The organism is Bradyrhizobium sp. GCM10028915, from assembly GCF_042666195.1.
Classification (GTDB): Bacteria; Pseudomonadota; Alphaproteobacteria; order Rhizobiales; family Xanthobacteraceae; genus Bradyrhizobium; species Bradyrhizobium canariense_D.
Genome location: NZ_JBHTFN010000005.1, coordinates 97,755 through 110,445 on the forward strand (window position 1 = coordinate 97,755; position 12,691 = coordinate 110,445).

Here is a 12,691-nt window from a genome sequence, read left to right on the forward strand (position 1 = left end):
TTCGCAGGAAGGCGTGCCCGTTTGCTTTGGGGGATCCAGAATCTTTCCGTGGCAAGATTTTGGATTGCTTCGCTCGCTCGCAATGACGCAGTGTGCGGCGATGGCTCGCGTCCCGGATGCACCTCAACGCCCGGCCGGAAGCAGTGCCCGCAGGATGTCCGGCTTCCAGGCTTGACGCGCGCTGTCGAAGGCCGCGAAATCATGATCGAACTGCCAATAGGCCCAAGCCCAGCCAAGCCGCTCTGCGCTCCGCGCCACGAATGACAGATATCTGGTCCGTGCTTCGGCTGGAGCGGCCTCGTACACGCCGAACTCGCCGAGATAGATCGGGCGCTTTTCTCTTTGGGACCAGGACCGAATCTTCTCGAAATCGGCGCGGGCCTTCTGTTTATCCTCCGGGGTACCCCAGTCGAGCGGGCCGATTCGCGAGAATGTGGGCGACCACGGTGCGCCCTGATGGGTGAAACGGATCGGCGCGTAATAGTGAAACGTGACGATCAGATTCCGGTCATCCGACGGCAGGACCAGGTCCTCGACCGGCATCTCGTCGACGTTGAGAACCGAAGCGATGACCGTCCGCCGGGGATTGGTGGCGCGGATGATGCTGAGGCACTCGTTCAGAAGGCCGTTCCAGCCGGTGGACGACATCTGCCCGCCCGGCTCGTTGAGGACCTCGAAGACAAGTGCTGGATATTTCCCGGCATAGCGCGCGGCGATTTGGGTCCAGAACGATTTCAGCTTGTCTGTGCACTCGGAGATGTCGCGCTGACAAACATGGGTATCGTGCTCGTCCAGGATGGGGATGAGATTTCGGGCGAGCACTTCCTCGATGACGCCATCGAGCCGCCTCAAGACGACTTCATCCATTACCTTCTCCGGATTCATGAATTTAAAGCCGAAGAAATTGATCCGAACGTGCGAGAACCCGGCGCGTCTGATCGCAGTGAGGTTGTCCAGACGAAATGGCGCGTTTCGGCCTCCCTCCCAGACGCCGTCGTAGCCGAGGATGTTGATGCCGCGCCCCAATTTTGGAGCAGGGGGCGTGTTGGCCTGTCCGGCTGCCTCGGTCCGGAAGCAGATCGGAAGCACGGATAGTGCCAAGACAAGACGAAAGGCTATCGTCCAGCGGACGCGGATGGCATTCATCCTGTTTGCCCCGTCATCGCTGCAGGCCCCTGCTGGGGCACCGGCCTGCACACTGCGAAGGAGAATGCGACGAGCAGCACCGACGTGAACATTGTCGAGCGAAGAAACATCGTCTCCGTGAAGTTCGATTGAAAGCTCAGGACGACGAAGCCGATGATCAGCGCGCAGTGATACCGATCGATCGACCGGGTGGCGATCAAATAGAGGACCTTTTCCGAGAACAGATAAACGCTCGTGACGAACAGCAAATATCCCAGAAATCCAGTTTCAATCGCGACCGCGATGTAACCGCTATGATAATTGTCGAGCACCCAGCCATGATTCTGGTTGAAATAGTCGTAGATCGCGGGGCGCGTCCAGAATCCGTTGATGCCGAAGCCCAGCAGCGGCGCATCGTTGAAATGGCCGATGGCGTACTGCCAAATGAAGGTCCGCTCGGTCAAATCGACGGTCGCCTCGCCGAGATGGATGGAATCGTACCCCGTCACGTAAAAATACAGCATCAGCAGAGCGGCCAGGATGCACATGATGAATGGCAACACCGCATAGATTTTCATGCAGCGGATCGACCACATGGAAGTCACGAGCAGCCCGCCCGCCGCGAATGCGACAGCGCCGGCACCACGCGACTCCGAGGCGATGACGCAGGTCGATGCCAGAACAAGCGACACGAGGAATGCAATCCATCCCTGCCCCGTGATCTTCTGATAACAGGCAAAGAACATCAGATATGCGCTGATAAAGCCGAGCGTCTGCTTCGATTCGTAGATTCCTTGCCACTGGCCGTTGTGCATCCAGCTCTGGTCGACGCCGATCTCGGGCACGAAGACGGCGCACAACGCCGAGGCGGCGACCAGAACGAACAGCCCGAGCGCCGTGGATCCGACGATCTCGTCGATGTCGATACGCGTGATGAGGCAATACGCACCGAAAGTCGTCACCACAAGTGCAACGCTCTTCATGATCGCTGCGATGGAAAGCGTGGTCCAGAGAACGGAAATGGCCGCGAGGGCATAAAATGTGACCAACGCGATGAGATCTGGATTGGGCTGGATCCGGACCCGCGGCCGTACGAAGACACTGGCATAGATCGAGACGATCCACATCAGCAGCGCGACCGCCTGCTGCACATAGCTCCACTCTGAAGGTAGTAATGCGGGGTGAAGAACACCCATTGATGCGATCACGTTGAGGGTGATCGAGCTGCGGATCACGTTTCTGGCCAGCCGTTCCACGCCGGCGCTTGGCGCTTTCCAGATCGCGCTTTCATATGCATCGGAGTCCGCTGCGGTATGCAGTCCGGCGCCAAGCTGACCGCCCTGAAGCACGGCCGCGGGCCGCTCTTCCGCCCCGGCACCGATGTGCAGCGGCGCCCTTCCATTCCCAGTCACGTGCACTCAGTCCATAACGGCGAACGGCCCTTAACGATGTGAGGGCCGCCCCATATGCCCTACGTCTCATACGGGAAGATATTCGCGTCTTCTACCTTCGAGATCAAGATGAGCATGACGAGATTGCTGCGCGCCGCGTAATCCAGGTGCCAGAATCGATCGGGCCTTATCCTGCAAGAAGGAGGGGAGTTACGCCGCGGTCGCCGGCGGCAGCGCGAGCACCGAATAGATCGCCTGGGCATCGCGCGAGGCGCGGAGCTTCTTGGCGATGTCCTGGTCGCGGAGCAGGCGGGCGATGCGGGCCAGCGCCTTGAGGTGATCGGCACCGGCGCCTTCGGGGGCGAGCAGCAGGAAGACGAGATCGACCGGCTGGCCGTCCATCGATTCGAAATCGATCGGGCGATCGAGGCGGGCGAACATGCCGAAGATCTTTTCCAGCTTGGGCAGCTTGCCGTGGGGAATGGCGACGCCGTAGCCGACCGCAGTGGTGCCGAGCTTCTCGCGTTGCAGGAGTACCTCGAACACGGAACGCTCGTTCTGCCCGGTCAACTCGGCGGCCTTGGCCGCGAGTTCCTGAAGCGCCTGCTTCTTGCTGTTGACCTTCAATGCCGGGAGAATCGCCTCGGGCGCGACCAGATCGGTAATCGGCATGGAAGTTTTCCGAGGTGAATGAAAACGTCAGGTTCCGAATTGGCCAACCTGGACAAAGAACCAGGCGGGCCGACGTCAAGAAGATGAAGCAGGAGGCGGACTTAGCTCGCCCCCGATGTGGGGGGCTTCTACTCCAACGCAATCCCGGTGCCAACTCCCGCGTGCAGCTTTGCCCCGGTCATTGTTAAGGCGGAAAGGGGCCCCGGCGCGGGGCCCCCAGAGCGTCGCCCGACGGCCTCACGCCTTGCCACCCACCTTGCCGTCCGTCTTGACCCCCGGGGGGTCTATCCAGCCGACATTGCCGTCGGCCCGGCGGTAAATGATGTTCACCCGGCCGGAGGAGCCGTGCTGAAACACCAGGCAGGGCGCCCCGCTGAGGTCGAGTTCCATGACCGCTTCGCTCACGGACAGCGGCTTCAGCGAGGTGGTGGCCTCGGCGATGATGACGGGGCTGTAGCCGGTGATCTCGTCCTCATCCTCACCCTCGCCCGGTGCCTCCAGCACGTAGCTGGTGGCATCCATCGCGGCCAGCGCCGCGGAGGCGACATGGGCCTTGCGGGCGGAGCGATCCTTGAGCCGGCTCTTGTAGCGCTTGAGCCGCTTCTCGATCATCACCAGCGCCTGGTCGGCACTGGCATAGGCGTCCGGTGCGTTGGAATCGGCCTCGAGCGTGATTCCCGAATCAAGATGCAGCGCACAGTCGGTGCGGAAGCCGAAGCCGTCCTTGCTCAGCGTGATGTGACCAGAGTAATTGCCGTCGAAATATTTGCGCAGGACCTCTTCAGTCCGGTCGTTGACGCGGCCGCGCAGGGCCTCGCCGACGTTGACGCTCTTTCCCGAGATGCGGAGAGTCATGTGAACCTCACTTGGTTCGTGCCTGGCCTGGATTTGGGCCCGATAGCAGATCGAGAGTAGCGCGATTTCGCGCCGGCGCAATCAGGCCGGTTCGGGATTGCGGGAGCGATCGGCCATGGCGGTGGAGACGACGTTACCAAGAGCGCTCTGCTTGTCGCGACGGCGTTGCACCGAGGAAGGAATGCGCATGGCTTCGCGGTACTTCGCGACCGTGCGGCGGGCGATATCAATGCCCGAGCCGCGCAAGCGTTCCACGATGGTGTCGTCGGACAGGATCGCGGAGGGCGCCTCCGCATCGATCAGCTGCTTGATGTGGTGGCGCACGGCTTCGGCCGAATGAGCCTCGCCGCCATCGGCCGAGGCAATCGAGGCCGTGAAGAAATATTTCAGCTCAAACGTGCCGCGATTGGTCGCCATGTATTTGTTGGCGGTGACGCGCGACACCGTGGATTCATGCATCTGAATGGCGTCGGCGACGGCCTTCAGATTCAGCGGTCGCAGATGCGCCACACCATGGGTGAAGAAGCCGTCCTGCTGGCGCACGATTTCGGTTGCGACTTTCAGGATGGTGCGGGCGCGCTGGTCGAGCGCACGCACCAGCCAGGTCGCGTTCTGAAGCGCATCGGTGAAATACGATTTGTCGCCGTCCTTGCCGATCTTCTTCGAGAGCTGCGAATAGTAGGTCTGGTTGACCAGCACGCGCGGCAAGGTGTCGCTGTTGAGCTCGACATGCCAGCCGCCATCGGGTCCCGGGCGGACATAGACATCGGGCACCATGGTCTGGAGCCGGGCCGTGCCGAACTTCATGCCGGGCTTGGGATTGAGCCGGCGGATCTCGCCGATCATGTCGGCGATGTCCTCATCGTCGACGCCGCAGACCTTGCGCAAGGCTCCGATGTCGCGCTTGGCGAGGAGGTCGAGATGCTCGACCAGGGCCTGCATCGCGGGATCGTAGCGGTCGAGCTCGCGGAGCTGGATCGCCAGGCATTCGCTCAAATTGCGCGCGCAGACGCCGGGCGGATCGAATTTCTGCAGTACGGCAAGAACATTCTCGACGTCCTGTTGCGATGCGCCCAGCCGTTCGGCGGCCTGGCCGAGATCCGGCGGCAGATAGCCGGCTTCGTCGACGAGGTCGATCAGATACTGGCCGATCATGCGCTGCGCGGCCCCGGTGAAGGCAACCGAGAGCTGCTCGGCGAGATGGTCGCCGAGCGTGGTCTCCGCGGCGACAAAGGCTTCGAGATTGTAGTCCTCGTCACCGGAGGCGCCGCCGCCCCATTCGGTGTAGGTGGTCGGCGCCGCATCCTGGGCGTTGCGCGCGGCCGCCTCGGCCGGTTCCTCGGAGAAGACGTTGTCCAGCCCGGTGTCCATGGTCTGCTCGATCTCGGCGCGGGTGCCGAGATCCTTGCTCATCCACTCTTCCTGGCCGGGCTCGAAGGCTTCGCCCGGGCCGCCGCCCGGCTCGTCGTTGTGGCCGCCGTCGCTGTCATTGAACTGGCCGGTCTCGGCCGGGCCCTCGCCCGCGGGCGGCTCGTCATTGGCCCGTTCCAGCAGGGGATTACGCTCGAGTTCCTCTTCGACGAAGGTCGTGAGATCGAGATTGGACAATTGCAGCAGCTTGATCGCCTGCATCAACTGCGGCGTCATGACCAGCGACTGCGATTGCCGGAACTCTAATCTCTGCGAAAGCGCCATGAAGCAAGAACCGATCCCAAAAGTTGGTCCGATTTTTGCTTATCCTAGTCCAAGCCCGATGTACACGTCTTGACGAATTGGAAAAACGGGCTAGAGGCGGAATTCCTCGCCAAGGTAAAGGCGGCGCACGTCCGGATCGGCGACGATCTCATCCGGGCTCCCCTCGGTCAGGATCTCACCGGCATAGACGATGTAGGCGCGATCGGTGAGGCCGAGCGTCTCGCGCACATTGTGGTCGGTGATCAGCACGCCGATGCCGCGGTTGGTGAGATGGCGAACGAGGTCCTGGATGTCGCCGACCGCGATCGGATCGATGCCGGCAAAGGGCTCGTCGAGCAGCATGTAGTTCGGACGCGTCGCCAGCGCACGCGCGATCTCGACGCGGCGCCGCTCACCGCCGGACAACGCAATCGACGGCGATTTCCTTAGGCGCGTGATGTTGAATTCGTCGAGCAGCGAGTCGAGCTGCTGCTCGCGCTTCTTGCGCGACGGCTCGACCACTTCGAGCACGGCGCGGATGTTCTGCTCGACGGTGAGACCGCGGAAGATCGAGGCCTCCTGCGGCAGATAGCCGATCCCGAGCCGCGCGCGCTGATACATCGGCAGCTTGGTGACGTCGTGGCCGTCGAGCTCGATCGCGCCGCGATCGGCCTTGATCAGGCCGGTGATCATGTAGAACACGGTGGTCTTGCCGGCGCCGTTGGGGCCGAGCAGGCCGACCGCTTCGCCACGGCGCACATAGATGCTGACGCCGCGCACGACCTGGCGGCTGCCAAAACTCTTTTCCACGCTATGCACAGCCAGGAAGCCCGGCCGCTTCAAGAGCTGAGGCCCGCCGGAACCGTTGGGCCTGCCGGCAGCCCTCACGGGATGAACCGCCTGGGCCCGGGGCTGCTCGGCTTGATAGTCCCCTTGGAACTGATCGGGTGCGTGCATCGGCTGGTTACGGGCGATCGGCGGCGCGTCCCTGACAGGGCTGGCCACGAGGCCGCCGACGCTGTCAGCGAGCGCGGTGATGTCCTGGCGCGCAAATCCTGGCCGGCCGCGTTTGGCGGGGCGCCGACGGAACATGCTGAAGAGATCGACCATCCCCGCCTTCTAGCCTTTCGCGACGATCCTGCGCGGTCTTCGCGCGATCTGCCACGCCGGCTTCAGGATTCGCCGACGCAGCATGAATGAAGGGATGTCTCATGCCCAGTGAAACACGCCCGAAAAGCGGCGAACCCCGCTTCGAAAGCCCTTCGCGCTAGATACAGTCTCGGCACGCAAGCTTCAACCTCGGATCGGCGATGATCGACCCAAGCGTCTGAAATCATTCTTCAAATTTACTTTGACGGGCTTGGGTCTACGCTGACTTATTTGGGTTTAGTTGCGCCAGGCAATTGCAGAGGTCCCGCGCCGGGCTTGCCCGCGCCTCCGGATCCGCAATCATTGCCGCCGCCCTGCGGCAGCAGCGCCTGCACCCGGCCGCTATCGGATTCCACACGCGACACGCCCGTGGTCATGTCGACCGCCAGCCGGTCGCCGCGCAGCACGTTCTTGCACTGCGTCAAGACGACGCCCCCGAGCATGGTGATGAGGTTGGTGCGGGTGTCGAACACGGCGGTCTCGCCCGTGACCACCTGGTCCTTCTGGGTGACGACGACATTGCCGCGCGCCTCCAGTCGCTTGATCGAGGAGTTGCCGCCCGGTCCCGGCGTCGCCGACTGCATCGGCGCCCCCTTTGCCGCCTTTGCCGCAGGCTGCGGCGCGGCCGGCTTGTCGCCGCCCGAATCGTAAAACACCACCAGCGTCTTCGAGGTCATGGTGGTGTCGCCCTGAATGACCTTCACATTGCCGGAAAACGTCGCTTCCTTCTTCTTGTCGCGCATCTCGAGCGAGGCGGCCTCGATCTGGATCGGCTGATCGCGGTTCTGCGAGAAGCCCTGCATCGCGTTGGGCACGCCTTGCATCGTGCTCTGCGCGATCGCCGCACCCGTTGCGACCAGTGCGATGCCGACGGCGAGCGCGGCCGCACCCGGGATGACGCGCCGCTTGCCGTCGTTGCGCGGAAAAAACCTGATCATGAAAATCACTTTGAATTGGCGGACTTGTTCTGGGGCGTACGTGTCTTCGCAGCCGGCGCGGGTTCAGTCGGCGCGGGCTGAGCGGCGGCAGGATCGTCCAGCTTGTCGAGGTGCATCACCACATTCCCTTCGAAGCGGATGACGTCGCCGCCTTCCGTGATCCGCAGCCGATCGGCCGTCAGCGTTCCGTTGGTCAGCTTGACGTCGACATGCTCGTCCGAGGAGACCGTGCCCTTGCCCATGTCGACGAAGGCCGAGTTCAGCCGCGCCTCGTAGCCGGTCGAGGTGCGCAGGAAGATGTCCTTGTGCAGGTCGAGCTGCTGCTGCTTGTTGTCGAACCGTCCAGTGCGGGCATCGAGGAACAGGGTCGATTGGTCTTCCATCAGCACCTTCGCGCGCAAATCATGGAGATCGACATGATCGGGATCGGTGATGTCCTGGGTCGCGGTCTTGGCCCAGAGCTCGTAGGGCCGCTGGTCCGGCGTGAAGCCGGACATGTGCGGCGATTCCATCGTGATCTTCGTGCCAGTGACCACGAGATTTCCGGAGTCGAGCTTCACGGGGATCTGGAACGGGTTGAAAATGGTCGAGATGAGGACGAGCAGACCCATGGTCGCGGCCACTGTCGTCGGCACCGCGATGCGCAGAATCCGCACCAGGCGGCTGTGGCGCGCCGCGCTGGCGAACTTCGCCGCGAGCGCGGCGTCGTAGGTGACATTGTGGGCCGAATTCACCTGGGCTCCTGAGGTGTCGCTCGCCTGGTCCGGCTGGCGGGCGCCCCATTGTAGCCGGCAACGCCAAAATATGCAGCCCGCGACAGGCCGTTACGAAAGTGTCTGAAACGGGGCGACCGCCCAGCTTGGCCGCCGCGCTAAACTCTAGGAATGCGCGAAAATGTCCTCTTCGGCCCAGCCCTGGAGATCGAGCAAAGCGCGGGTCGGCAGGAAGTCGAAACAGGCTTTGGCCAGCGCCGTGCGGCCTTCCCGCGCCAGCATGGCATCGAGCCGCTCGCGCAAGCCGTGCAGATGCAGCACGTCGGAGGCGGCGTAGGCGAGCTGCGGCTCGGTCAGGCTGTCGGAACCCCAATCGCTCGATTGCTGCTGCTTGGAGAGGTCGACATTGAGCACCTCGCGCACGAGGTCCTTGAGGCCATGGCGGTCGGTATAGGTGCGGATCAGGCGGGAGGCGATCTTGGTGCAGTAGATCGGCCCGGTCATGACACCAAACGTCTGGTACAGCACCGCGACGTCGAACCGCGCAAAGTGGAAGATTTTCGTGTTCGCGGGATTGGCCAAAAGCGCCTTCAAGTTCGGCGCGTCGGTATGACCTTTGGGGATCTGCACCACGTCCGCGCTGCCGTCGCCGGGTGAGAGCTGCACCACGCAGAGCCGGTCGCGATGCGGGTTCAGGCCCATGGTCTCGGTGTCGATCGCCACCGCTCCGGTATAGCGGGACAGATCGGGCAGGTCGCCGCGGTGCAGGCGTACGGTCATGGCGTTTCAAACCTCAATCGAATCGGTGCGCTTTGCAGGCTAATCCCCGGCACAGACGCTGGCGAGGGCCGGCCGCGATGTATCCGCTGGCAGCCGCCGGCGCAAGCATCAGGCGCGGCTGGTCATACAGAGCCGCGGCGCTGGTCGTCATTGTCTTTTGGCTTCGCCGGCGAAACCGGATTGCGGCCTGACGTAAACGGTCTCGTAAGCGCCGGTGTATTGCTCGCGCCAGCCTCGCCGCTCCACCAGAAATCGCCGCAGCTGTTCGTGCGCCTTGACCCACAGCACGGCGTCGATCCGGTATTTGTCGAGCACCATGTCCCACGCGGCTTCGTCGATCTCCCAGCTCACCAGCTTGAAATAGTCGCGCAGCAAATCGTCCGGATAGGCGGTCGCGGCGCGACCGTCGACGAATGGGGGGACGGTGCCGTGCGTCGCGAAGATCAGGTAGCCGCCGACGTTCCAATTGTTCAGGACCCGCCGACCTGCGAGATGCTTTCGCAGATAGCCGGCATCTTCACTCGACAGCATCGGCGGAAGTGCGAGCGCCGGTGCAACGTTCAAATAGGCCATCGGCAGGGTGCCGAGACCGACGATGCCGGCGGCCAGCAACGCTCCCCTCACGTCCCGACCGGTGAGACGCTCAGGCAGCAAGCGGCTGAGGTGAAGCGCCATCGGCGCGGTCGAGAAAATGAAGAAGAAAGCGATGTACCTGAACTGATACAGTCCCAGAATCAGAAACAGCCAGGACATCAATCTCGGCTCGAGCGGGATCGGTCTGGAGTTTCTGTAGCGAAGCTCGAGCGCGACGAAGGCCAGCATGTACAGGATGCCGGGAATGCTGCCCGGCATTTCCATGTTGTGATAGTAGGACAGCCATTCGCCGATATTGCCCTGGACGAAGTGCCCCATCGTCGCGGCGGCACCGGCATAGATATTCCAGCCGAGCGGATTGATGGAGGTCGCGGCAAGGCACCCGATCCCCGCGAGAGCAAGGATCCGGAGCTCGGCCCAGGCCCCTCTGAGCACGGCGCCGCCGCAGAAGACGCCGATCACGAAAAAGCCGAGCAGAAAACCGCCATGCAGATTGGCCCAGAGCACCATCAACACGGGAAGCACGAACCATCGCGTTCGTCGCAGGCATTCGCGATAGAAGACGACGCAGAACAACATCGTGCATGTATTCGGCGAGACCGCGAGATACATGTTCGGCGAAGCTTCGTAAGCGGGATAGAGCAGGCAGGCCAAGAAGACCGAGACGCAGACCGCGATCGCCGACGCGCCGTAGCCGAGAGAGATCGCGGTCAGGATGCCGACGATCGCTGCGCCGCAGGCCACCGTCAGCAGGACGAGGCTGCCAAAGCCTGCGTATTGAAACGTCGCACTGGCAAGCGCGTCCCAGAGCCAGGACAGATTGAGCCATGGCTTGTCGCCGTGGGTGAACGACCAGGGGTCGTGGAGCGGGATGGCGTTGCGCTCCCGGATGATATCTCCGGCCGCCAGATGCCAGCCCAGATCGTAATGGCCGAGCAGAAGCGGCGCGTTCAAGACGTAGAACAGGCAGATGAACGAGATCAGGAACAGATAAATTCCCGATCTCAGGAGAAACGGGCTGATCGCGTTCGCAGCCTTGTCGAATGCCGGCTCGTGCCAGACCTGATGCTGATCCACCGCTTCCCCCACGATAAAGCGAGCCCGATGGCTCCGCGCTCGCCGACGGCCGGATGCGAGCCTGCCCGCTGACTAAGAGCTAGTTTGTCTAAAGCGGGGTAAATTCGGACGATGCAACCGAGGGGGGATTGGCGGAATGAAATTCCGCTCAACGGCGGGCTTCCGAGGTCTCCCAAGCAGCTGTTTACACTTGGAAATCTTCGAAGCGGACCTGCATCGTCTCATCCCCGAGCTGTTATTAATGGCATTGCTGGAAAATGCCCGAAATCGCTTCAGCTACCGGTTTCGGCAGCGGCGGCGGCGCAGTCACCGGCTTCGGGGGCGGAGGTGGTGTCACCGGCGGGAGCGATTCAACGACTTGGGTTGGGTGTGGTGCCCAGGAAAAGACTCGATCGTCACCTTCAGTTGTCCAAATGGAGGCCCGCGAGACCGCGACCGCGCAGCGTGGAGATCGCCAGTGCGTGCCTTAAGCGGTCCCGCCGTCATTATTCGTCAGCGTAGCTCCTGTTCCACATTCAGGTGAACCAACGCTGGGCCTTCCATGACCAAAGTTGCATGTATCACCTATTGGTCGAAAATCCCGTAAGTCAGGTCAAGGCACATCAAAGGCATTGATTGGAGAGGGCGTAGCCGAAGCCGCATACCCCCTCGTTTTCCCTTCGCACTCGCCGTCCGGCCCTTCCGCCACAGCCGCCGGTCTACCGTCTCGCTGAGCTTCATGCGCTCGCAGTGGTGTTCTGTTCCATATTTTCGATGCGTCGAACGGAGATCTCCAATGAAGCTCAAACTTGCCGTCGCGATGCTCGCCGCAAGCCTCCCGATCGCATCGATGGCTTTCGCCCAAGGCATCGCGCCAGCCGAACTTGCGGTGATCGATGGCTGCCTGAAGACCGCGGAGAAAACCGGCGGTTTCGGCGGCGCGTGCGTTGGGCTCGTCGCCGACCCCTGCATCAAAGCGGCAGAGGGCGCGAATGACGATGTCGCCAAATGGAAAGCCTGCGCGGCGCGCGAACTCGCCATTTGGACGCAGAAAACCAATGAGGCGCTAAAGAAGGTTCAGGCCGGCGGGTTCGCCGACGCGATCAAGGCGGTCAATGACTCGCAGAAAACTTTCGCCGCGTCGCGTGATGGCTTCTGCGCGGTCTTCGACAAGGTCGATCCCGGCATGTACCGGGGCAGCGCGAGCTACTGCCGCCTGCGCGAGACCGCGAACCGCTCGCTGAGCCTGATCAAGCTCGGCGCCGCGGTCAACGAGCATTGAGACCTCTTAGGCGCTTGGGGTCATCAGCTTTGCCGACCTTTTCCCACATAGCGATGACGGCTTCGGCCGCGAGCGCGGTGGACGTCGTTCATAGCTCACCTGGTATCCGGGCAACGGCTGTCGGCGCGTAGCGCTTCCCTGAGCGACTGAAGCCAGCCGCCTCCAGATCGCCTGCGATCCGAGCCGACCCGACGAGCGATGTAGGCCATTCGGTACGCCATGAGCGCCGTGCCTCGGTTTTGTGTACCGGTCAGCAGCTCAAATTCCCTGCAAAAGCGATTTCAATCGCTTGAGTAGGAGATGGTGCCCAGGAAAGGACTCGAACCTTCACGGCCGTTAAGCCACTGGCACCTGAAGCCAGCGCGTCTACCAATTCCACCACCTGGGCATGCCGGTTAGGCACGGAGGCGGTTACTACGGTTCGGTGACGCGGTTGTCAATTCATGCTTGAACCCCGCTTCG

General features: G+C 62.4%; 11 protein-coding genes and 1 tRNA gene. 1 reads left to right on the forward strand and 11 read right to left on the reverse strand.

All coding sequences use genetic code 11. The features are described from left to right. Positions 1-123: 123 nt before the first annotated feature. The 10 genes from ACFQX9_RS04025 to ACFQX9_RS04070 all read right to left on the reverse strand — a co-directional run bounded on the left by ACFQX9_RS04025 (position 124) and on the right by ACFQX9_RS04070 (position 10,968). Positions 124-1,146 carry a glycoside hydrolase family 5 protein gene (locus ACFQX9_RS04025; protein ID WP_085349906.1) on the reverse strand — a complete coding sequence of 341 codons (1,023 nt, stop codon included), beginning with the start codon at positions 1,144-1,146 and terminating at the stop codon, positions 124-126. Continuing rightward, entirely contained in the window at positions 1,143-2,474 is a 1,332-nt protein-coding gene (locus ACFQX9_RS04030) for an O-antigen ligase family protein (protein WP_377786710.1), read from the reverse strand. The genes ACFQX9_RS04025 and ACFQX9_RS04030 overlap by 4 nt, the downstream gene beginning before the upstream one ends. Positions 2,475-2,726: 252 nt before the next feature. After that, positions 2,727-3,188, reverse strand: coding sequence for a PTS IIA-like nitrogen regulatory protein PtsN (gene ptsN / locus ACFQX9_RS04035; RefSeq protein WP_018455745.1), 462 nt, complete (start codon positions 3,186-3,188; stop codon positions 2,727-2,729). Between the two features lie 237 nt (positions 3,189-3,425). Continuing rightward, a complete protein-coding gene (gene hpf, locus ACFQX9_RS04040) occupies positions 3,426-4,043 on the reverse strand; it encodes a ribosome hibernation-promoting factor, HPF/YfiA family (RefSeq protein WP_026233016.1) in 618 nt (205 codons plus the stop codon). A gap of 81 nt (positions 4,044-4,124) precedes the next feature. Then, positions 4,125-5,738: an RNA polymerase factor sigma-54 gene (rpoN, locus tag ACFQX9_RS04045; protein ID WP_085349908.1), complete on the reverse strand. Its 1,614-nt coding sequence runs from the start codon at positions 5,736-5,738 to the stop codon at positions 4,125-4,127. A 90-nt stretch (positions 5,739-5,828) separates the two neighbouring features. Continuing rightward, positions 5,829-6,827: an LPS export ABC transporter ATP-binding protein gene (gene lptB, locus ACFQX9_RS04050; RefSeq protein WP_018455742.1), complete on the reverse strand. Its 999-nt coding sequence runs from the start codon at positions 6,825-6,827 to the stop codon at positions 5,829-5,831. A 266-nt stretch (positions 6,828-7,093) separates the two neighbouring features. After that, positions 7,094-7,804, reverse strand: a complete 711-nt coding sequence (locus tag ACFQX9_RS04055; protein ID WP_085385578.1) for an LptA/OstA family protein — start codon at positions 7,802-7,804, stop codon at positions 7,094-7,096. Positions 7,805-7,809: 5 nt separating this feature from the next. Then, a complete protein-coding gene (gene lptC, locus ACFQX9_RS04060; RefSeq protein ID WP_368508947.1) occupies positions 7,810-8,538 on the reverse strand; it encodes an LPS export ABC transporter periplasmic protein LptC in 729 nt (242 codons plus the stop codon). A gap of 144 nt (positions 8,539-8,682) precedes the next feature. Continuing rightward, on the reverse strand, positions 8,683-9,297 hold the full coding sequence (locus tag ACFQX9_RS04065) for a ribonuclease D (RefSeq protein ID WP_007598566.1): 615 nt from the start codon (positions 9,295-9,297) through the stop codon (positions 8,683-8,685). Between the two features lie 147 nt (positions 9,298-9,444). Then, on the reverse strand, positions 9,445-10,968 hold the full coding sequence (locus ACFQX9_RS04070) for a hypothetical protein (protein ID WP_018455739.1): 1,524 nt from the start codon (positions 10,966-10,968) through the stop codon (positions 9,445-9,447). A 799-nt stretch (positions 10,969-11,767) separates the two neighbouring features. On the opposite strand from ACFQX9_RS04070, the gene ACFQX9_RS04075 reads away from it, so the two are divergent. Then, the gene (locus tag ACFQX9_RS04075) at positions 11,768-12,229 is read left to right on the forward strand and encodes a lysozyme inhibitor LprI family protein (protein ID WP_245288424.1); all 462 of its coding nucleotides are present in this window, start codon (positions 11,768-11,770) and stop codon (positions 12,227-12,229) included. A 301-nt stretch (positions 12,230-12,530) separates the two neighbouring features. Here the strand turns inward: ACFQX9_RS04075 and ACFQX9_RS04080 are convergent. Further along, positions 12,531-12,617, reverse strand: a tRNA-Leu gene (locus ACFQX9_RS04080). Between the last annotated feature and the right edge of the window lie 74 nt (positions 12,618-12,691).